Origin of the sequence: Shimwellia pseudoproteus (assembly GCF_016415625.1) — a bacterium.
In the GTDB taxonomy this organism is placed as follows: Bacteria; Pseudomonadota; Gammaproteobacteria; order Enterobacterales; family Enterobacteriaceae; genus Shimwellia; species Shimwellia pseudoproteus.
This window is the reverse complement of the sequence record NZ_WBXP01000020.1, coordinates 52,951-73,282: the sequence shown is the minus strand read 5'-3', so window position 1 is coordinate 73,282 and position 20,332 is coordinate 52,951. Positions and strand designations below refer to the sequence as shown.

General features: G+C 54.8%; 18 protein-coding genes. 12 read left to right on the top strand and 6 right to left on the bottom strand.

Annotated elements, in window-relative coordinates; translation table 11 throughout:
- The first annotated feature begins 261 nt into the window (after positions 1–261).
- Both F9C28_RS10935 and cirA read left to right on the top strand, forming a co-directional pair.
- Entirely contained in the window at positions 262–1,743 is a 1,482-nt protein-coding gene (locus F9C28_RS10935) for an amino acid permease (RefSeq protein ID WP_199015341.1), read from the top strand.
- A 383-nt stretch (positions 1,744–2,126) separates the two neighbouring features.
- Positions 2,127–4,109 carry a catecholate siderophore receptor CirA gene (gene cirA / locus F9C28_RS10930; protein ID WP_199015340.1) on the top strand — a complete coding sequence of 661 codons (1,983 nt, stop codon included), beginning with the start codon at positions 2,127–2,129 and terminating at the stop codon, positions 4,107–4,109.
- Between the two features lie 44 nt (positions 4,110–4,153).
- Here cirA and fghA read toward each other — a convergent pair whose 3' ends face one another.
- The gene (gene fghA, locus F9C28_RS10925) at positions 4,154–4,984 is read right to left on the bottom strand and encodes an S-formylglutathione hydrolase (RefSeq protein WP_199015339.1); all 831 of its coding nucleotides are present in this window, start codon (positions 4,982–4,984) and stop codon (positions 4,154–4,156) included.
- 257 nt (positions 4,985–5,241) lie between these two features.
- Here fghA and folE point away from each other — a divergent pair, with 257 nt between their 5' ends.
- The 6 genes from folE to mglC all read left to right on the top strand — a co-directional run bounded on the left by folE (position 5,242) and on the right by mglC (position 12,251).
- Entirely contained in the window at positions 5,242–5,910 is a 669-nt protein-coding gene (folE, locus tag F9C28_RS10920; protein WP_199015338.1) for a GTP cyclohydrolase I FolE, read from the top strand.
- Positions 5,911–5,960: 50 nt separating this feature from the next.
- Entirely contained in the window at positions 5,961–7,121 is a 1,161-nt protein-coding gene (gene yeiB / locus F9C28_RS10915; protein ID WP_199015337.1) for a DUF418 domain-containing protein YeiB, read from the top strand.
- A 151-nt stretch (positions 7,122–7,272) separates the two neighbouring features.
- The gene (gene galS, locus F9C28_RS10910) at positions 7,273–8,286 is read left to right on the top strand and encodes an HTH-type transcriptional regulator GalS (RefSeq protein WP_199015336.1); all 1,014 of its coding nucleotides are present in this window, start codon (positions 7,273–7,275) and stop codon (positions 8,284–8,286) included.
- A gap of 301 nt (positions 8,287–8,587) precedes the next feature.
- Positions 8,588–9,583 carry a galactose/glucose ABC transporter substrate-binding protein MglB gene (mglB, locus tag F9C28_RS10905; protein ID WP_199015335.1) on the top strand — a complete coding sequence of 332 codons (996 nt, stop codon included), beginning with the start codon at positions 8,588–8,590 and terminating at the stop codon, positions 9,581–9,583.
- A 123-nt stretch (positions 9,584–9,706) separates the two neighbouring features.
- Positions 9,707–11,227, top strand: coding sequence for a galactose/methyl galactoside ABC transporter ATP-binding protein MglA (mglA, locus tag F9C28_RS10900; protein ID WP_199015334.1), 1,521 nt, complete (start codon positions 9,707–9,709; stop codon positions 11,225–11,227).
- A 13-nt stretch (positions 11,228–11,240) separates the two neighbouring features.
- Complete coding sequence (gene mglC / locus F9C28_RS10895) at positions 11,241–12,251, top strand: galactose/methyl galactoside ABC transporter permease MglC (protein ID WP_199015333.1); 1,011 nt, start codon at positions 11,241–11,243, stop codon at positions 12,249–12,251.
- Between the two features lie 115 nt (positions 12,252–12,366).
- On the opposite strand, the gene sanA is transcribed toward mglC, so the two are convergent.
- The 5 genes from sanA to F9C28_RS10870 form a co-directional block, all read right to left on the bottom strand.
- On the bottom strand, positions 12,367–13,092 hold the full coding sequence (sanA, locus tag F9C28_RS10890; protein WP_199015332.1) for an outer membrane permeability protein SanA: 726 nt from the start codon (positions 13,090–13,092) through the stop codon (positions 12,367–12,369).
- A 130-nt stretch (positions 13,093–13,222) separates the two neighbouring features.
- Positions 13,223–14,107: a cytidine deaminase gene (gene cdd, locus F9C28_RS10885; RefSeq protein WP_199015331.1), complete on the bottom strand. Its 885-nt coding sequence runs from the start codon at positions 14,105–14,107 to the stop codon at positions 13,223–13,225.
- Positions 14,108–14,236: 129 nt separating this feature from the next.
- Positions 14,237–14,932 (bottom strand): CidB/LrgB family autolysis modulator, encoded by a 696-nt coding sequence (locus tag F9C28_RS10880; RefSeq protein WP_199015330.1) that lies wholly within the window; start codon positions 14,930–14,932, stop codon positions 14,237–14,239.
- On the bottom strand, positions 14,929–15,330 hold the full coding sequence (locus tag F9C28_RS10875) for a CidA/LrgA family protein (protein ID WP_199015329.1): 402 nt from the start codon (positions 15,328–15,330) through the stop codon (positions 14,929–14,931). The genes F9C28_RS10880 and F9C28_RS10875 overlap by 4 nt, the downstream gene beginning before the upstream one ends.
- A 134-nt stretch (positions 15,331–15,464) precedes the next feature.
- The gene (locus F9C28_RS10870) at positions 15,465–16,382 is read right to left on the bottom strand and encodes a LysR substrate-binding domain-containing protein (RefSeq protein ID WP_199015328.1); all 918 of its coding nucleotides are present in this window, start codon (positions 16,380–16,382) and stop codon (positions 15,465–15,467) included.
- A 122-nt stretch (positions 16,383–16,504) separates the two neighbouring features.
- Between F9C28_RS10870 and mhbT the strand changes: the two genes are divergently transcribed.
- Genes mhbT through maiA form a run of 4 tightly spaced genes read left to right on the top strand, consistent with a single transcriptional unit; the run spans position 16,505 to position 20,320 of the window.
- Entirely contained in the window at positions 16,505–17,869 is a 1,365-nt protein-coding gene (mhbT, locus tag F9C28_RS10865; protein WP_199015327.1) for a 3-hydroxybenzoate transporter MhbT, read from the top strand.
- Positions 17,870–17,895: 26 nt separating this feature from the next.
- Positions 17,896–18,945, top strand: coding sequence for a gentisate 1,2-dioxygenase (gtdA, locus tag F9C28_RS10860; RefSeq protein WP_199015326.1), 1,050 nt, complete (start codon positions 17,896–17,898; stop codon positions 18,943–18,945).
- A 17-nt stretch (positions 18,946–18,962) separates the two neighbouring features.
- Complete coding sequence (locus F9C28_RS10855; protein ID WP_199015325.1) at positions 18,963–19,664, top strand: fumarylacetoacetate hydrolase family protein; 702 nt, start codon at positions 18,963–18,965, stop codon at positions 19,662–19,664.
- A 14-nt stretch (positions 19,665–19,678) separates the two neighbouring features.
- Positions 19,679–20,320: a maleylacetoacetate isomerase gene (gene maiA / locus F9C28_RS10850; protein WP_199015324.1), complete on the top strand. Its 642-nt coding sequence runs from the start codon at positions 19,679–19,681 to the stop codon at positions 20,318–20,320.
- Positions 20,321–20,332: the final 12 nt, after the last annotated feature.

Genomic DNA, 20,332 nt, shown 5'->3' with positions numbered 1-20,332 from the left:
TATCGGCGAAGGTGAGTTGATGGCTCATGATGTCCCTCTGGGATGCGCTCCGGATGAATATGATGATCTCATATCAGGAACTTGTTCGCACCTTCCCTAGTAGAACATCTATGTGTCTATGAATTACTTCACAGTTTTGTTTTCATGCTTATAATATTGAGCCAATCATGAAGCTCTCTTATAAGTGCGCTTTTATTTCAGGTGTGACGGTAGCTTTCTGCTAGAATTGCGCCTCATTTTTTGGACAGGCCTCATTTTTTTATGGTTTCGAAGACGAATACAACAGAAGCGACTGGGCTCCGCCGTGAGCTAAAAGCGCGCCATCTGTCTATGATCGCCATTGGCGGCTCCATCGGCACCGGGCTGTTTGTCGCATCCGGTGCAACGATTTCTCAGGCTGGACCAGGCGGCGCGCTGCTTTCCTACATCATCATTGGATTGATGGTGTATTTTTTGATGACCAGCCTGGGTGAACTGGCGGCATGTATGCCGGTATCTGGTTCATTTGCGACCTACGGACAGAAGTTCGTTGAGGAAGGCTTTGGCTTTGCCCTCGGCTGGAACTATTGGTACAACTGGGCGGTAACCATTGCCGTTGATCTGGTTGCTTCGCAACTGGTAATGAATTACTGGTTCCCTCATACACCGGGCTGGATCTGGAGTGCGCTGTTCCTGGGCATTATGTTCCTGCTGAATTACATTTCAGTGCGCGGTTTTGGTGAGGCGGAATACTGGTTCTCTCTGATTAAAGTAACTACGGTGATAATCTTTATCATCGTGGGTGTGGCGATGATCCTCGGCATCTTTAAAGGTGCGCAACCCGCTGGCTGGGCCAACTGGGGGATTGATGATGCGCCGTTTGCCGGTGGCTTCGCGGCCATGATAGGGGTCGCGATGATTGTCGGCTTTTCGTTCCAGGGTACTGAATTGATAGGTATCGCTGCCGGGGAATCTGCCGAGCCGGAAAAAAACATTCCTAAAGCCGTGCGTCAGGTGTTCTGGCGTATTCTGCTGTTCTATGTGCTGGCTATCCTGGTGATTAGCCTGATAATCCCTTATACCGACCCGAGCCTGCTGCGTAATGATGTCAAAGACATCAGCGTTAGCCCGTTCACGCTGGTATTTGAGCATGCTGGCCTGCTGTCTGCGGCGGCGATAATGAATGCGGTTATCCTGACGGCGGTACTGTCTGCCGGTAACTCCGGGATGTACGCCTCCACCCGTATGCTTTATACCCTGGCCTGTGACGGTAAAGCGCCGCGTATTTTTGCCAAACTGTCCCGTGGTGGGGTGCCGCGTAATGCGCTGTACGCAACCACGGTAGTGGCGGCGCTGTGCTTTCTGACCTCAATGTTCGGTAACCAGACGGTGTACCTGTGGCTGCTGAATACCTCCGGGATGACCGGGTTTATTGCCTGGCTGGGGATTGCCATCAGCCACTACCGGTTCCGGCGCGGGTTTATTGCTCAGGGTTATGACATTAATAATCTGCCGTATCGCTCAGGATTCTTCCCGGTCGGGCCGATCTTTGCCTTTATTCTCTGTCTGGGTATTACCCTGGGGCAGAACTATGAGGCGTTCCTCGGCGATCGTATTGACTGGGCGGCGGTGGCGGCGACTTATATTGGTATTCCGCTGTTCCTGGTTATCTGGTTTGGTTATCGACTGGTAAAAGGCACGCGCTTTGTGCGCTACAGCGAAATGGAGTTCCCGGCGCGTTTTACCGGTAAAGCCAATAAGTAATTAAGCAAACCGCAATAGCAGCAAAAAGGCGCGATAATTCGCGCCTTTTTTATTGGCGGGGGGGACTGGTGGGGGCGCAACGCCGGATTCGCCGCCCCGGTCGCCATATGCATACGCGTAACGAACCGTTGCAGTTGGAAATATTTTTACATAAATAACATTGATACTGATTCTCATTTCCATTAAGGTTTGCGCAGCTTTGTAACGGGGCGGCAAACTGTATTAATGCGCCTGCATTTCTGTCTTCCCGATCTGGCTACCGGCCATACACCGTAATAACACCATAAAAATAAAAACCAACGCGGACCAACGCAGTACGCGTTTGCCATTGCACTGTGAGCACGCTTTTTTATTTTGGTTGTATTTCCTCATGGAGAAAAGGAATGTTAAGGCTTAATCCCACCTTGCGCTGCGGGCTGTGCGTCTCAGCCATTTCACTGTCCCCGCTGGCGTTTGGGGCCGCTGAATCAGAACCCCGGAAAGGGGAAGATGACACCCTGGTTGTTACCGCGTCTGGCTCAGCCCAGAGCATGAAAGATGCCCCTGCCAGCATCAGTGTGATAACCCGTGACGATCTGGCCCGCAAACCCATCCAGAACCTCAAAGATATCCTCCAGGAGGTGCCCGGGGTCCAGTTGACCAACGAAGGGGATAACCGCCAGGGGGTCAGCATTCGCGGTATGTCCAGCAGCTATACCCTGATTCTGGTGGACGGCAAACGGGTCAATTCGCGCAATGCGGTATTCCGCCATAACGATTTTGACCTTAACTGGATCCCGGTGGATGCCATCGAACGTATTGAAGTGGTGCGCGGCCCGATGTCTTCACTGTATGGTTCAGACGCGCTGGGTGGGGTGGTGAACATTATCACCCGCAAGGTGGGCAAAGCCTGGCACGGGACGGTGACGGCCAATACCACCGTTCAGGAACACCGGGATCGCGGCGACAGCTATAACGGCCAGTTCTATGCCGGCGGCCCGCTGATTGATGATCTGCTCGGGGTGAAGTTGTACGGCAGCCTGGCAAAGCGCGAAAAAGACGATCAACAAAAGTCGGCGACCTCTGCCACCGGCTTCAGCCCGCGCATTGAGGGCTATACCAGCCGCGACGGCAATGTCGAGTTGATGTACACCCCAACGAAAGATCAGGATATCGCCCTGGGCTATGGTTTTGATCGCCAGGATCGGGAGTCAGACTCGCTGGATAAAAACCGCCTGGAGCGCCAGAATTACTCACTGGCCCATAATGGCCGCTGGGGGCTGGGTAACAGTGAATTGCGCTTCTACGGCGAAAAGGTGGATAACAAGAACCCGTCCAGCACCGGCACGATCACCTCAGAGAGTAACACCATTGACGGGCGCTACGTGCTGCCGCTGGGGGAGATCAACCAGCTGCTCACCTTCGGCGGGGAGTGGCGCCACGACAAGCTAAAAGATCCGGTTAACCTTCAGGGGGGCGGTAATACGTCGGCCAGCCAGTATGCGCTGTTCCTCGAAGATGAATGGCGTATTTTTGAACCTCTGGCGCTGACCACCGGGGTGCGGATGGACGATCACCAGACCTATGGCGATCACTGGAGCCCGCGCGCTTATCTGGTGTGGAACACCACCGACACGGTCACCGTAAAAGGGGGCTGGTCGACAGCATTTAAAGCCCCGTCGCTGCTGCAGCTCAGCCCGGACTGGACCTCTAACTCCTGCCGCGGTAGCTGTAAGATTGTTGGCAGCCCGGATCTGCGACCGGAAACCAGTAAAAATATTGAGCTGGGGATCTATTATGCCGGGGATGAGGGGATCTTCGACGGGGTGACCGGCAGCATCACCGTGTTCCAGAACGATGTCGACGACATGATCAACATCGATCGTACCGCTAACACCGCCCTGGCGCCGTCGTACCCCAACTTTGTCGGTTTTGAAGACGGCAAGCCGGTGTTCCATTACTTTAATGTCGATAAAGCGCGGATCCGCGGGCTGGAAACCGAGTTAAAAGTGCCGTTTGGTGACCAGTGGAATTTATCCCTGAATTATACCTATAACGACGGGCGTAACCTGAGCGGCGGCAATAATCGCCCGCTGCAATCCATGCCGTTCCATACTGCCAACGGGACCCTGGACTGGAAACCGCTCAACGACTGGTCATTTTATGTTTCCACGAACTATCGCGGTGAACAGCGCGCCACCACGGCCGGCAACCCCACCCCCGGTGGCTACTTTATCTGGAATAGCGGCGCGGCCTGGCAAATGACGAAGAACGTGAAGTTGCGCGCCGGGGTACTTAACCTGTTCGATAAAGACCTTAACCGCGACGATTACAGCTTTAATGAAGATGGCCGGCGCTATTTTGCCGCGCTGGATTATCGCTTATGATATGGCGGGGCCATCACCGGCCCCGGATTCGTTGCCGGCAATTATCAGGCAAACAGATGGCTGGCGTGAAAGCGCAGGTGATCGTCAATAAAGCTGGCAATAAAGAAGTAGCTGTGATCATAACCCGGCTGAATACGCAGTTGCAGCGGCCAGCTCTGCTGGCGGGCCACTTCCGCCAGCCGGGCCGGTTGTAGCTGGGTGGCGAGGAAATTATCGCCATCCCCCTGATCAATGAGCATCGGGGTAGGCTCCCCCTGGTAGTGTTGCATCAGGGCGCAGCTATCCCAGGCGCGCCAGGCCTTTGGATCATCCCCCAGATAGGCGCTGAAGGCTTTCTGGCCCCAGGGCACCTGGCTGGGGTTGACTATCGGGGCAAAGGCGGAAGCCGAACAAAAGCGCCCCGGGTTTTTCAGCGCCATGATAAGCGCACCGTGCCCGCCCATGGAGTGGCCGCTGATGGCACAGCGTTCCCCAATGGTGAAGTGTCGCGCGATAAGCGCAGGTAACTCGTCGCGCAGGTAAGTGTACATCTGGTAGTGGGCCGCCCAGGGTGCCTGGGTGGCGTTAAGGTAAAACCCGGCCCCCTGGCCGAGGTCATAACCGGCATCGTTGGCGACCGTATCGCCGCGGGGGCTGGTATCCGGCATCACCAGCATGATCCCCAGTTCGGCGGCAACCCGCTGTGCCCCGGCTTTGGTGGTGAAATTTTCATCGTTACAGGTTAGCCCGGATAACCAGTAAAGCACCGGTGGGGGTGTTTCTGTGACCGGGGGGATAAACACACTCAGGGTCATGGTGCCGTTCAGTGTCTGTGACGGGTGGCGCCAGCGCTGTTGCACGCCGCCAAAACAGTGATGTGATTCCAGCAGTTCCATCGGGAATTCCTCCGCTGCGGTCGGTTGCCGCACTGTCTATTTTTCAGATTCGGGTGAGGAAGTTTCACTTCACCCGGCCAGGATGATGTTGCATCATACCTTAACCATTCGCAGGGGTGAGGCCGGTGCTATTAACGGAACGGCCAATTGCAATAATAATCCTGCGAATACTGGATTCCTGGCTATTACTGCCGCACAATGAGCGCAAACTTTACCCCATGCAGGGTAAAGGCAAGCCACACCTGCAGGAGACAAAGATGCCATCACTCAGTAAAGAAGCCTCCCTGGTTCACGAGGCCCTGGTTGCCCGTGGTCTGGAAACCCCCTTGCGGCCGCCGGTTAATGAACTGGATAACGAAACGCGTAAACGACTGATTTCGGGTCATATGACCGAAATTATGCAGTTACTCAATCTGGATTTGAGTGATGACAGTCTGATGGAGACGCCGCACCGCATTGCGAAAATGTATGTGGATGAGATTTTCTCCGGTCTGGATTATGCCAATTTCCCCAAAATTACCGTCATCGAAAATAAAATGAAAGTTGATGAAATGGTGACCGTGCGGGATATCACCCTGACCAGTACCTGTGAACACCATTTTGTGATGATTGATGGCAAAGCGACCGTAGCATATATCCCCAAAGATGCGGTAATTGGGCTGTCCAAAATCAACCGCATTGTGCAGTTCTTTGCCCAGCGCCCCCAGGTGCAGGAGCGATTAACCCAGCAGGTTCTGGTGGCCTTGCAAACCCTGCTTGGCACCAACAATGTGGCGGTTTCTATTGATGCGGTCCACTATTGTGTTAAGGCCCGCGGTATTCGTGATGCCACCAGCGCCACCACCACCACCTCACTGGGCGGTTTGTTTAAATCGAGCCAGAATACCCGCCAGGAGTTTCTGCGCGCGGTGCGCCACCATAACTAACGCACGGGCTGGGTTGCGGTATTCTGGTTGCTATATAGGGGCAGGAACCAATGGAAAGAAATGTCACGCTCGACTTTGTTCGCGGCGTAGCGATCCTCGGCATCCTGCTGCTCAATATTACGGCCTTTGGGTTACCGAAGGCCGCCTACCTCAATCCGGCGTGGTCTGGTAGCGTAAGCACCCCGGACGCCTGGACCTGGGCGGTGCTTGATCTGTTTGCTCAGGTTAAATTCCTCACCCTGTTTGCGCTGCTGTTCGGTGCCGGCCTCTATATGCTGCTCTCCCGGGGCAAGCGCTGGATCCAGGCGCGGCTAACCCTGCTGGTGTTACTGGGCTTTTTCCACAGTATTGTGCTGTGGGACGGCGATATTTTGCTGGCCTATGGGCTGGTGGGGATTATTTGCTGGCGGCTTATCCGCGACGCTCACAGCAACCATCAGCTGTTTAATACCGGTGTGGTGCTGTACCTGATGGGCATTGGCGTGCTGATCCTGCTGGGGGCCATTGCCGGAACACACACCAGCCGCTCCTGGGTTCCCGATGCAGCCAACCTGCAATACGAAACCTGGTGGAAGCTCACCGGCGGCGCGGTGGCGATGAAAAGCCGCCTGAACTTGCTGTCTGACAATATGATGGCGCTGGCGGCACAATATGGCTGGCAACTGGCGGGCATGATGCTGCTGGGGGCGGCGCTGATGCGCAGCGGCTGGCTGCGCGGGCAGTTCAGCCTTAGCCATTACCGGCGTACCGGGCTGCAACTGGTGCTGCTGGGGATGGTGATAAACATCCCGGCGATTATCGCCCAATGGCAGCTGGGCTGGGCTTACCACTGGTGTGCATTTTGGCTCCAGATCCCCCGTGAGCTGAGTGCACCGCTACAAACCATCGGTTATGCGGCCCTGGCCTGGGGCTTCTGGCCACAACTGGCCCCCCTGAAACTGGTGGCGGCGATCACCTGCGTTGGCCGCATGGCGCTGACCAACTATCTGCTGCAAACCCTGATTTGCACCACGCTGTTCTACCATATGGGCCTCTATATGACCCTGACGCGCTTTCAGCTCCTCGGCCTGGTGCCGGTTATCTGGCTGATTAACCTCGCGGTGTCTGTGGTCTGGCTGCATTACTTCCGCCAGGGGCCCGTCGAATGGTTGTGGCGCTACCTCACTGCCCGGGCGGCCGGGGTTGTTCGGAAACATTCAGGCAAGATATAAGTCACAAAAAATTAACATAATCGATGTAACCGTTTTCATTGTGTGATGCTCATCACGCAGTGTGACGCCGCTCGCTGCCAGAATAGCGCCTCTTAATTCCAGGAGGTGGCCGTGAACTCGCCAACCCGTCCCGTTTTTTCAGGTGGTCGCCATGATAACTATCCGTGATGTTGCCCGCCAGGCCGGGGTTTCTGTGGCCACGGTTTCACGGGTGCTCAATAACAGCCCGCTGGTGAGCCAGCAAACCCGCCAGACCGTGACCGACGCCGTGGCCCATCTGGGCTACCGGCCAAATGCCAATGCCCAGGCCCTTGCTACCCAGGTCAGTGACACCATTGGCGTGGTGGTGATGGACGTTTCCGATCCCTTTTTTGGTGCGCTGGTGAAAGCGGTGGATACCGTTGCCCAGCAGCACCATAAGTATGTGCTGATTGGCAACAGTTACCACCAGGCCGAAAAAGAGCGTGATGCCATCGAGGTACTGCTGCGCCAGCGCTGTAATGCGCTGATTGTGCACGCTAAACGGCTTAGCGATCGGGAGCTCAGCGAGTTTATGGCGCAAATTCCGGGGATGGTACTGATTAACCGTCTGTTACCGGGCTATAGCCACCGCTGTATTTCCCTCGATAACGTGAGCGGCGCCATGATGGCCACCCGCACCTTGCTAAACCACGGCCACCGGCGGATTGGTTACCTGGCCTCCAGCCACGCCATTGATGATGACGATCAGCGGCGCAGCGGCTGGCAGCAAGCGCTGGAGGGGGCTGGGGTGCTTCCCCAGCCCGGCTGGATTGGGGTAGGGTCCCCGGATTTACAGGGGGGAGAGGCGGCGATGGTCGAGTTGTTAAGCCGCAACCAGCGTTTAACCGCGGTGTTTGCCTATAACGACAGCATGGCCGCCGGGGCGCTGATGGCCCTGAAAGACAACGGCATTATGATACCGCAACAGTGTTCGGTGATTGGTTTTGATGATATCCCCATTGCCCGCTATACCGATCCACAGTTAACAACCGTCCGTTATCCTATTGTTTCTATGGCGAAAATGGCTACTGAACTGGCGCTGAAGGGGGCGTCTGGCACCCTGGATGCCGGGGCGTCGCACTGCTTTATGCCGACTCTGGTTCGCCGCCATTCAGTGGCCCAGATCACGGAAAACGGGCGTTAATTTGACGCTCAATGTAACCGGTTTCAATTTGTGAGTGATTTCACAGATTATTAACATTACAGCAACTACTATAGGCTGGCTTTTTACTGCAATATTAGCCTTTGACGTTTTATTTATCAGATAAATAGAGTCATTCATTCAACATCAGGGAACTTAATCAGCCGTATTGTCAGGGATGAACATAACCATAAAAAGACACCGTTATTTAGAGCAAATAAATAACATCTGTCCGGTGGCGTTATTGTTATTAGCATTGTTAATAAAGTGACTACTTAAAATACCCTACAAAAACGGAGATACCATGAAGAAGGTTCTGATCCTGTCCGCCCTGATGTCCTGCATGTTGTCTGGTTTCGCAGCCCATGCCGCAGACACGCGTATTGGTGTAACGATTTACAAATACGACGACAACTTTATGTCTGTGGTGCGCAAGGCCATTGAGAAACAAGCAAAAACTGCACCTGATGTCCAGTTGCTGATGAATGACTCTCAAAACGACCAGTCCAAACAAAATGATCAGATAGACATCCTGCTGGCTAAAGGGGTGAAAGCACTGGCCATTAACCTCGTTGACCCGGCGGCGGCAGGGACCGTGATTGATAAAGCGAAAGCCCAGAATGTCCCGGTGGTTTTTTTCAATAAAGAACCCTCCCGCCAGGCGCTGGACAGCTACCCGCAGGCTTATTATGTCGGTACGGATTCAAAAGAATCTGGTGTGATCCAGGGCGACTTAATTGCTAAACACTGGAAAGCTAATCCGGCATGGGATCTGAATAAAGACGGCGAAATCCAGTTCGTATTGCTCAAAGGCGAACCGGGCCACCCGGATGCGGAAGCCCGTACTACTTACGTTATCAAAGAGCTGAACGCCAAAGGCATTAAGACCCAGCAGTTGCAGCTGGATACCGCCATGTGGGATACCGCCCAGGCAAAAGACAAGATGGATGCCTGGCTGTCTGGCCCGAATGCCAACAAGATTGAAGTGGTGATTGCCAACAACGACGCCATGGCCATGGGGGCGGTAGAAGCGCTCAAGGCCCACAATAAATCGTCTATTCCGGTATTTGGGGTGGATGCCCTGCCAGAAGCGCTGGCGCTGGTGAAGTCCGGCGCGATGGCCGGTACGGTGCTTAACGACGCGAACAATCAGGCGAAGGCCACCTTTGATCTGGCGAAGAATCTGGCCCAGGGCAAACCTGCCGCAGAAGGGACCACCTGGAAACTGGAACAGAAAATCGTCCGCGTTCCTTATGTTGGGGTCGATAAAGACAACCTGAGCCAATTCACCGGTAAATAACCCCTGGTGTAGTCACCATGACAGGTGGCGCCCTGCCGCCTGTCAGATAATGTTAACGGTATGTCTGACATGCCATTTGCCAATGTATGACGGGCGCTTATTATAGCGTTGCCAGGTATTTTTATGGTGAGTGAACCAACACAAACATCGGGTGAATACCTGCTGGAAATGACGGCAATTAATAAGTCGTTCCCCGGCGTTAAAGCCCTTGATAACGTCAATTTAAAAGTACGTCCCCATTCTATACATGCCCTGATGGGCGAAAATGGTGCAGGGAAATCTACGTTACTTAAATGCCTGTTTGGTATTTATAAAAAAGATTCCGGTGAAATATTATTCCAGGGGCATGAGATTGATTTTTCCAGTGCTAAAGAAGCGCTGGAAAATGGTATTTCAATGGTCCACCAGGAGCTTAACCTCGTCCTGCAACGGACGGTGATGGATAATATGTGGCTGGGGCGTTACCCCACCAAAGGGATGTTTGTCGATCAGGCGAAAATGTATCGCGATACCCGGGCGATATTTGACGAGCTGGATATTGATATCGATCCAAAAGCGAAAGTGGGTACCCTGTCGGTATCCCAGATGCAGATGATCGAAATTGCCCGGGCATTCTCCTATAATGCCAAAATTGTCATTATGGATGAGCCAACCTCGTCGCTGACAGAAAAAGAAGTCAATCACCTGTTCACGATTATCCGCAAACTTAAAGATCGCGGCTGTGGCATCGTTTATATCTCGCATAAAATGGAAGAAATATTCCAGCTATGTGATGAGATAACCATCCTGCGGGACGGCCAGTGGATCACCACCCAGTCCCTCACCGGGCTGGATATGGATAAAATCATCGCCATGATGGTTGGGCGTTCACTGAACCAGCGCTTCCCGGATAAAGAAAACGTCCCCGGGGAGGTTATCCTTGAAGTGCGTAATCTGACCTCCCTGCGCCAGCCGTCGATCCGCGATGTCTCTTTTGATCTCCATAAAGGGGAGATCCTCGGGATTGCCGGGCTGGTGGGGGCAAAGCGTACTGATATTGTCGAGACCCTGTTCGGTATTCGGGAAAAATCGGGCGGTACCATTAAGCTGCACGGTAAATCAATTAATAACCACTCCGCCAATGAGGCGATTAATCATGGCTTCGCCCTGGTGACCGAAGAGCGCCGCTCCACGGGGATTTATGCCTACCTGGATATTAATTTTAACTCGCTGATTTCTAATATTCGTAATTATAAAAACAAAGTCGGCCTGCTGGATAACTCGCGCATGAAAAGCGATACCCAGTGGGTGATTGATGCCATGCGCGTTAAAACCCCGGGCCACCGTACCCAAATAGGGTCGTTATCCGGTGGTAATCAGCAGAAAGTGATTATTGGCCGCTGGTTGCTGACCCAGCCGGAAATATTAATGCTTGATGAACCGACCCGCGGTATTGATGTGGGCGCTAAGTTTGAAATTTATCAGCTGATTGCTGAACTGGCGAAAAAGGGCAAGGGCATCATTATTATTTCTTCTGAAATGCCTGAGTTGCTGGGGATAACTGACCGCATTCTGGTAATGAGTAATGGCCTGGTAGCAGGCACAGTAGACACTAAAACAGCAACGCAGAGCGATATTTTACGCCTTGCGTCTTTGCATCTTTAATCAGGGGCCCGTCATGAGTGTGCTAGATAAAAAAAGAGTTTTTCACTATTTGAAGCAGGGCGGGTTATATGTCGTGCTGCTTATTTTGCTGTTGGTTATTATTGCCCAGGACCCGACATTTTTAAGCTTACTGAACCTGAGTAATATTCTTACCCAGTCCTCCGTGCGTATTATTATTGCCCTTGGGGTCGCCGGGCTGATTGTCACCCAGGGGACGGACTTATCCGCCGGGCGTCAGGTGGGTCTGGCGGCGGTGGTGGCCGCCACCCTGTTACAGGCAATGGATAACGCCAATAAAGTCTTCCCGGATATGGCGACTATGCCGATCCCGGTGGTGATTTTGATTGTTTGCGCCGTGGGGGCGGTTATCGGGATGCTGAACGGCATTATCATTGCTTACCTCAATGTGACACCGTTTATTACCACCCTCGGCACCATGATTATTGTTTATGGGATCAACTCGCTGTACTACGATTTTGTCGGTGCGTCGCCTATCTCCGGGTTTGATGCCCACTTCTCGACCTTTACCCAGGGATTTGTGGCGCTGGGCAGTTTCCGGCTCTCTTATATTACTTTCTATGCGCTGTTTGCCATCGCGTTTGTCTGGGTACTGTGGAACAAAACCCGCTTCGGGAAAAATATTTTTGCCATTGGCGGTAACCCGGATGCCGCGCGGGTTTCCGGGGTGAATGTCGGCCTTAACCTGATGATGGTGTATGCGCTTTCCGGGGTGTTCTACGCCTTCGGCGGTATGCTGGAAGCCGGGCGTATCGGCTCTGCCACCAACAACCTCGGCTTTATGTATGAGATGGACGCCATTGCCGCCTGTGTGGTGGGCGGGGTGTCATTCAGCGGTGGGGTCGGGACCGTGGTCGGCGTGGTGACCGGGGTTATCATCTTTACCGTTATCAACTACGGGCTGACCTATATCGGGGTTAACCCTTACTGGCAGTACATTATCAAAGGGGCGATTATCATCTTCGCCGTGGCGCTGGACTCCCTGAAATACGCCCGCAAAAAGTAACCTTATTGCGTTACCTGTCCCGCTAAACGACGACGCCCGGTGGTTATTACCCGGGCGTCGTTGCTGTTGTTACCGGTCTATTGTTACCGGTCTGTTGTCACCGTTTATGCGGCGGTTATTCACCGCGGTGCTTTCTGCGTTCCAGCTCCAGTAGCTGATCCGGGCTAACCGCCGGATACCCCTGGGCATCGTCGGGCACGGTCTGGATCCCGGGAATCGGCACCAGTGGACCCAGGAAGCGCGGTTCCCGCTTGAAGAGGTACAAATCGGCCAGCGCACCGAGGCGGGCGCCGAACTCCCTGACTCGCACGGAGAGCATGTCTTTTGGTGATGGCACCGCATAACACTGGGCCTGGATACCCATATGCAGGGCAATAAACAGCGCCCGTTCACAGTGAAAACGCTGGGTAATAATAATGAAGTCGTTGGTGTCGAACACTTTACGGGTGCGGACAATTGAATCCAGGGTGCGGAACCCGGCAAAATCCAGCACGATATCCGCCGGATCAACACCGGCCGCAATCAGGTCCTTGCGCATGGTTACCGGCTCGTTGTAGCTGTTGGTGGCGTTATCGCCGCTCAGCAGCAGATAGTTCACTTTGCCGCTGTTATAGGCGTTAAGGGCCCCCTGGATCCGGTAGCGGTAATACTGATTAATGACCCCGGTGCGGTAATACTTAGCGGTGCCCAGTACCACGCCCACCTGGCGATAAGGCAAGGCCTGCAAATCGTCATAGACGTAGGGCGCAGTTTTCCAGCTGATCCAGCGATCGAGGGCAAGTGCGGTCAACAGCACTAAGCCGATGATAACCAGCAAACTGAAAAACAGACGCTTCAACATGAACTTGCGGACTCAGTACCTAAATGAAAGTAAATCCAAGTTACTTTACCACCCGGCTCAGCGCAAGGAATGTGCGAGCGGGTGGGGACTTTTTCGCCATTCAGGCTAATAAACCTGTCTGGCGGGCGGATCAGGCGGGTAATACGCGCTCAATTGCCGGGCAGTTGAGGGATTTTAACGTCGCCACGGTGGCATCCCACTGGACCAGCAGCGCAGTGGCTTTTTCTGCCAGTATCGCGCGCTGAATATCGTCAGGCCGGTACCCTGAAAGCCACGCCAGATTAAGCGCTGCCTGCAATGGCGGGAGTGACGGGTTATAGGCGGCATTTTCCGCATAACTGCCCGGCAGGATGGTGCCGTCTTTCATCTCCAGCGCAACCCCGGAAGGGGCGTGGCTATAGGGCGCGTGGCTGCGGTTGGCTGCCGCAATGGCGGCCTGGGTTAGTGCGTCGCCGTCGGCCTGCAACCCGTGGTTGATGTCATCCAGCAGTAGGGTGGTGATAGCCAGATCTCGCGGGCCGAACGCGTCCGGCAGATACTGCCCTAACGTTCCCGGCTGGCGGCCTGGCAGGTGGATAGTCAGCCCGGTGCCGCTGTTCAGCTCATTCATAAACTGGCGGCAGTGGCCGCACGGGGTGTAGTTAACCGTGATATCGGTCAGGGCTTTTTCACCGCGCATCCAGGCGTGGGTGATAGCGCTCTGTTCGGCATGAATCGTCTGCTGCATGGTGGTGCCGGGGAACTCCATATTGGCACCAAAGTAGAGATTACCGCTGATGCCGCGGGCAATCGCCCCGACGTTAAAATGGGAAATCTCAGTGTGTGCGCAGGCGGCGGCCAGCGGCAGCAGCGCAAAAGCCAGCTCGCTATCGTTGAGTCCGCTGGCCTGTTTAAGCTGTTCAACCTGGGGTGCGCTAAGCATCGCCGGGAAATGGGCTACCGTCAGCAGCGGGGTAAGCGCCGCGCGCAGCGCTTCCGGCAGGGTGGTTACGACAGGAGAAAAACGAGGATCCATGGCTGTGCCTCATAGCAAGTGAATAGAACCGCAGTTTACGGATCTGCGCCCACTTTATATGTGATCCTCGTCTGTCTGCCAGTGCAAGTTATGTAATTAATATCAATAAATTGTGATAGTAATCACACATTAGCCAAAGACGGCCATCACCACCGGGAACAGGAAAGGTGCCAACAGTGAGGTAATAATCCCGCAAATTACCAGTGACAACGAGCTAAATGCCCCTTCCTGGAAGTCCATCTCCGCACAGCGCGCGGTACCCAGGGCGTGGGAGGCGGCACCGATAGACAACCCCCGGGCGGCTTTGGTGGTGATGCGCATCATGCTCAGCAGGGTCGGGCCGAACACCGCCCCGAGGATCCCGACAAAGATAACGCACACCGCACTGATGGCCGGAATACCGCCCAGGCTGCTGCTTACCGCCATGGCAATTGGTGTGGTCACTGACTTGGGCATAATCGACGCGGCGATTTCCGGTGTGGCGCCCAGGGCGAGGGCAATTGCCGTACCGGTAACCATGGCAATCAGGCTACCTAAAAAGCAGATGGCGATGATGGATTTCCAGCGGGCGCGGATCTGGTGCAGCTGCTCATACAGCGGAAAGGCCAGCGCCACCACCGCCGGTTGCAGCAGATCGTTGAGTATTTTGCTGCCCTTAAAATAATGGTCGTAAGGGATATGGGTGAGCAGCAGAATCGGAATAATCACCACCAGGGAAACCAGTAGCGGGTTTAATAACGGATTCTTTATTAACGACCCTAATTTACGGGCCCCTAAAAATACCAGCAGCGTTAATGGTAACGACCACCAGATATAACTCATCATTTTTTATCTGCCCCTTTATGACCAATGATCTTTTTCTCACCGTGAACCAGATGAGAACACCAGCTCACCACTACCAGTACCACGAAGGTACTGATTACGCAGGAGACAACCACCGGGCCAAATTGCGTACGTAATAAATCAAAATACTGCATAACCCCAACACCAATAGGGACAAATAACAGCGCCATATAGCGAATAAGCAAATAGCAGCCGGGCATTACCCAATCAGGTGGCATGATTTGCAGCCCCAGCAACAGGAACAAAATCAGCATACCGATAATGCTGCCGGGGATAGTAATAGGAAGCAGGGAGGCGATGCCAATCCCCGCATATAAACAGGCGTAAATCAGGACAAAGGCCCGAAGGTACTGCCATAGGGTTAATAGTAACTTGCGCATGGTGCTCACTCTTGAAAGAACGTATTCATCATACAATTAAACTTAAGTATGTGCTACTGATCACATCATGAATTATGAGCATAACAAAGATTCCGCGAATAAACGGTCAGCAGACACAATTACTTGGGCGGCGTTCAGCTCACCGGCGGCTGCTGGAGGTGAAAAATAAACCGCTGTAGTGCCGCAGACGCCAGGTGATTTTTACGCCAGAACACCCCGACGCTGCCTTTTTGTTCGATGCGCGGCAACGGCAGGATCGATAACTGCCCCTGGCGGGCGTAGCGCTGGGCAAGGCGCAGAGAAAGGATAGAGATCATATCGCTGCTTTGCAGCATATTCACTGTGACATTCATCGAGGCGGATTCAATGGTGTTTTCCGGCATCATCACCCCGTTATCCACCAGGGCACTGTCGATACTGATACGAATTGGGGTACTGGCGGGCCAGACAATCCAGCGCCAGGGGGCGAGGGCTTCCCAGTTGATTTGCGGCTGGTGGGTGAGGGGGTGGTCATTACGGGCCACAAAGCACACCGGTTCGGTATACAGCACCCGGTAGTTCAGCGGCAAATTCAGGGCCTTACCGCCCACCCGGCCCACCACCACATCCAGATTGCCGGTTAGCAGATCCTGCAACAGCGGTGTCATGACCATTTCGGCGATGTGCAAATGCAAACCGGGCAGCTCGTCCAGCAGGCTGAGGATAGCCTGGGCGACACAGTCGGTGGCCACCGGCGAACAGCCCACTTTCAGGCTGCCGACCATACCGCCCCGCCGGAAACGCTCCAGCTCATTGCGGGAACGCTCGACATCATTAATCACCCGCCGGGCGTGCTCCAGCAGTAATTTGCCGCCGTCCGTTGGCCGTAAGCCTTTACGGTGGCGCTCGAACAGGGCAAAGCCGACGTCTTCTTCCAGCGAGAGTAACCACTTGGATAGCGCTGGCTGGGTGATATTCATCATCCGCGCCACCTGGGTCAGGTTGCCCTGTTCGGCAATCGCCACCAGCATTTGCCAGTGGTGTAAGCGTAATTTCTGCGTCCAGTCTGCCATCCATAACCTCCAGATTATGCCTCTGCCCGAAATACCATTGTACTTTGCATTCCTTAAGTTACAACATCGCAACATAAGTAAAACAAACACAACATCTACCCTATATTATCGAGGCACATATTATGACCCTGCGACGCGATCTCCAGACGCTGATCGACAGCGCCCCGGTTAGCGCCATCCAGTGGCGTGTCATCATCTGCTGTTTTCTGGTGGTGATGATGGATGGTTTTGATACTGCCGCCATTGGCTTTATTGCCCCTGATATTCGCCAGCAGTGGCAGTTGACCACGGCCGATCTGGCCCCGCTGTTCGGTGCGGGGTTGTTAGGGCTTACCGCTGGCGCCCTGTTATGTGGCCCGTTATCTGACCGTTTCGGCCGCAAACGGGTCATTGAATGGTGTGTCATTTTCTTTGGGGTACTGAGTTTAGCCTCTGCATTCTCCCCTGACCTGCACACCCTGATTGTGCTGCGTTTCCTGACGGGCCTGGGGCTGGGAGGAGCAATGCCGAACACCATCACCATGACCTCTGAATATTTACCGGCCCGCCGTCGCGGCGCGCTGGTCACCCTGATGTTTTGCGGCTTCACCCTTGGCTCGGCGGCGGGGGGCTTATTCAGTGCCCTGCTGGTGTCGGTGATTGGCTGGCACGGCATCCTGATTGTGGGCGGTGTATTGCCGATAGCCCTCGCCATCGCGCTGTTTTTTGTCCTGCCGGAATCCCCGCGCTGGCAGGTCCGCCGCCAGGTAGACCCACAGATTATCGCCCGCACCATGCGCCGCATCACCGGGGAAGACTACCCGGGGGTGACGTTCTACCTCGATGAGCCGGTACAAACCAAAAGCAGCGCCGCCGCGCTGTTCCAGGGCAAATCCGCAGTGATAACCCTGATGTTATGGGCCGCCTTTTTTATGAGCCTGCTGATAATCTATCTGCTGAGTAGCTGGATGCCAACACTGCTAAACCAGCGGGGCATTGATTTGCAGCACGCCTCGTGGATCACCGCCGCGTTCCAGGTGGGGGGCACCCTGGGTGCCGTACTGATCGGCGTATTGATGGATCGCTACAACCCCTATTGGGTGCTGGCAAGCAGCTATCTGCTCGGGGCGTTGTGTATCGTGATGATTGGTCTGTCGGAAAATGCCCTGTGGCTGATGGCGCTGGCGATTTTCGGTACCGGCGTCGGGGTGAGCGGTTCCCAGGTGGGGATCAATGCCCTGAGCGCCATGCTCTATCCCACCCAGTGCCGGGCCACCGGAGTGAGCTGGGCCAATGCCGCAGGCCGCTGTGGGGCGATTGTCGGCTCCCTGAGCGGTGGCCTGATGATGGCGATGAATTTAGCCTTTGACACGCTGTTCTTAGTGATTGCTGTCCCCGCGCTGATTGCTGCCGCGATGCTGATGTTACTGACCCTGGTAAAACGCCAGCGCCTGGCCGGAACCCCGGCAGGTGTAGCGATTACCCGGCCCAGCTCCGTGAGCGAATAAGTCAGCCAACAATGAGGAAAATAATAATGTCTGAAACCACTACATTTACCCCTGACACCCTACAAGATCGCCGCCAGCAGTATTATCAGCGCATCTCGGACATGAATCTGACCCCGCTGTGGGAGTCCCTGCACAGCCTGGTACCCAAGACCCCGAATGCCAACTGCGCTCCGGCTCTGTGGCACTACGACGCTATCCGCCCGCTGTTAATGGAAAGCGGCAAACTGATCGGCGCCAAAGAAGCGGTACGCCGGGTGCTGGTGCTGGAAAACCCGCAATTGCGCGGTGAGTCATCGATTACCAAATCCCTGTATGCCGGGCTGCAACTGATCCTGCCCGGGGAGGTGGCCCCCAGCCATCGCCATAACCAGTCGGCACTGCGCTTTATTATTGAAGGGAGCGGGGCGTTTACCGCGGTTGATGGCGAACGCACCCAAATGCACCCGGGGGATTTTATTCTCACTCCGCAGTGGCGCTGGCATGATCACGGAAACCCCGGCAATGAACCGGTGGTCTGGCTGGATGGCCTTGATCTGCCGCTGGTGAACTATCTGGGCTGCGGGTTTGAAGAGGACTACCCGGAAGATCAACAGCCGGTTACCCGCCAGGAAGGGGACTATGTTCCGCGCTATACCGCCAATATGCTGCCGCTGCGCCACCAGAAAGGGAACTCGTCGCCAATCTTTAATTACCGCTACGAGCGCAGCCGCGAAGCGTTACAAGATCTGAGCCGCTTTGGTGAGCCGGACCCCTGGGAAGGCTACAAACTGCGCTATGTGAACCCGGAAAACGGCGGTTACCCGATGCCGTCCATTGGCGCCTTCCTGCAACTGTTACCGAAAGGCTTCCGTTCCCAGGCGGCCCGCAGCACCGACAGCACCATCTACCACGTGGTGGAAGGGTGCGGTGAGGTGCGGGTTGGCAATCAGACCTTCCACTACCGGGCAAAAGATATTTTTGTCGTGCCGACCTGGCACGCCGTCTCTTTCGACAGCACCGAAGAGACCGTTCTGTTCAGCTTCTCTGACCGTCCGGTCCAGGAAGCACTTGGTTTATTTCGCGAATCACGTAACTAATTTTGGGAGCCCAAACAATGACTAACTATGTATTCCAGCCACAGCCTGCGGTTACCGTCCCCGTTATTGACAGTGATGCCCAGTTCCCGGTTCACCGTATTTATTGTGTCGGCCGTAACTATGCGGCTCACGCCCGCGAGATGGGTTTTGACCCGGATCGCGAGCCACCATTCTTTTTCTGTAAACCGGCAGATGCCATTGTCCCGGTGCCCGCGGGCACCACGCTGGAGCTGCCGTACCCGGCCCAGACCGACAACTACCACTATGAAATTGAGCTGGTGGTGGCTATCGGTAAACAGGGGCGCGATATTCCCCCGGAACAGGCCCATGAATATGTCTGGGGCTACGCCACCGGGCTGGATATGACCCGCCGGGATCGCCAGATGGAAATGCGCCAGATGGGCCGCCCGTGGGAGATTGGTAAAGCCTTTGATTTGTCTGCCCCGATTGCGCCGCTGCACCCGGCCAGCCAGAGCGCCAGCATTGATAACGCGCCTATCTGGTTACAGGTCAACGGCGACGATCACCAGCGCAGCGATATCCGCCATCTGATCTGGTCGGTAAACGAGACCATCAGCTACCTGTCCGGCTTCTTTGAGCTGCAACCGGGGGACCTGATTTTCACCGGCACCCCGGAAGGTGTGGGTCCGGTGGTGAAAGGGGATGTGATAACCGGGAATGTCGACGGTCTGACGCCGATAGCAGTAAAAGTGGTGTAACGGCGGAGGCAATCATGAAGCTATTAAGTTTTTTTAACAGTTCGGCGTCGTACCGGGTGCGTATTGCCCTGGGGCTGAAAGGCATTACCTACCAGACCGAAGGGGTCAACATCCGCATTGGTGAGCAAAACCAGCTTGCCTACCGGCGGCTTAACCCGGTGGGCCTGGTGCCGACCCTGATTGGCGATCGCGGCGACGCGCACGGCCAGTCACTGGCGATTATTGACTGGCTGGATCGCGCATACCCGGATAGCGCGCTGATCCCCGCCAGCGGTGATGCCCGGGATCGGGTGCTGGAAATTGCCTGTGTGATTGCCTGCGATATTCACCCAATAAACAATATGCGAGTACTGCGTTACCTCACCGATGAGCTGAAAATCAGCGATGAGCAGAAAAACAACTGGTATGCCCACTGGGTCAAGCAGGGGATGAGTGCGGTAGAGCAGTTACTCAAACGTAATAGCGGGCGTTTTTGCGTGGGGGATTCCCCCACCCTGGCAGATTGCTGCCTGATCCCGCAAATGGCTAACGCTCTGCGCATGAACTGCAATCTGAGTGGCTACCCGCGCTGCCTGGCAGTATGGGAAGCCTGCCAGGGGCTACCGGCGTTTATCGCCGCCGCCCCGGAGAACCAGATTGACAAGATCTCTGCCTGAGAAAGGAGCATA

What these genes read in the sequence shown, in the direction of transcription:
- F9C28_RS10935 (WP_199015341.1), top strand. Translation starts at nt 262, where the DNA reads ATGGTTTCGAAGACGAATACAACAGAAGCGACTGGGCTCCGCCGTGAG.
- cirA (WP_199015340.1), top strand. Translation starts at nt 2,127, where the DNA reads ATGTTAAGGCTTAATCCCACCTTGCGCTGCGGGCTGTGCGTCTCAGCC.
- fghA (WP_199015339.1), bottom strand. Translation starts at nt 4,984, where the DNA reads ATGGAACTGCTGGAATCACATCACTGTTTTGGCGGCGTGCAACAGCGC.
- folE (WP_199015338.1), top strand. Translation starts at nt 5,242, where the DNA reads ATGCCATCACTCAGTAAAGAAGCCTCCCTGGTTCACGAGGCCCTGGTT.
- yeiB (WP_199015337.1), top strand. Translation starts at nt 5,961, where the DNA reads ATGGAAAGAAATGTCACGCTCGACTTTGTTCGCGGCGTAGCGATCCTC.
- galS (WP_199015336.1), top strand. Translation starts at nt 7,273, where the DNA reads ATGATAACTATCCGTGATGTTGCCCGCCAGGCCGGGGTTTCTGTGGCC.
- mglB (WP_199015335.1), top strand. Translation starts at nt 8,588, where the DNA reads ATGAAGAAGGTTCTGATCCTGTCCGCCCTGATGTCCTGCATGTTGTCT.
- mglA (WP_199015334.1), top strand. Translation starts at nt 9,707, where the DNA reads ATGGTGAGTGAACCAACACAAACATCGGGTGAATACCTGCTGGAAATG.
- mglC (WP_199015333.1), top strand. Translation starts at nt 11,241, where the DNA reads ATGAGTGTGCTAGATAAAAAAAGAGTTTTTCACTATTTGAAGCAGGGC.
- sanA (WP_199015332.1), bottom strand. Translation starts at nt 13,092, where the DNA reads ATGTTGAAGCGTCTGTTTTTCAGTTTGCTGGTTATCATCGGCTTAGTG.
- cdd (WP_199015331.1), bottom strand. Translation starts at nt 14,107, where the DNA reads ATGGATCCTCGTTTTTCTCCTGTCGTAACCACCCTGCCGGAAGCGCTG.
- F9C28_RS10880 (WP_199015330.1), bottom strand. Translation starts at nt 14,932, where the DNA reads ATGATGAGTTATATCTGGTGGTCGTTACCATTAACGCTGCTGGTATTT.
- F9C28_RS10875 (WP_199015329.1), bottom strand. Translation starts at nt 15,330, where the DNA reads ATGCGCAAGTTACTATTAACCCTATGGCAGTACCTTCGGGCCTTTGTC.
- F9C28_RS10870 (WP_199015328.1), bottom strand. Translation starts at nt 16,382, where the DNA reads ATGGCAGACTGGACGCAGAAATTACGCTTACACCACTGGCAAATGCTG.
- mhbT (WP_199015327.1), top strand. Translation starts at nt 16,505, where the DNA reads ATGACCCTGCGACGCGATCTCCAGACGCTGATCGACAGCGCCCCGGTT.
- gtdA (WP_199015326.1), top strand. Translation starts at nt 17,896, where the DNA reads ATGTCTGAAACCACTACATTTACCCCTGACACCCTACAAGATCGCCGC.
- F9C28_RS10855 (WP_199015325.1), top strand. Translation starts at nt 18,963, where the DNA reads ATGACTAACTATGTATTCCAGCCACAGCCTGCGGTTACCGTCCCCGTT.
- maiA (WP_199015324.1), top strand. Translation starts at nt 19,679, where the DNA reads ATGAAGCTATTAAGTTTTTTTAACAGTTCGGCGTCGTACCGGGTGCGT.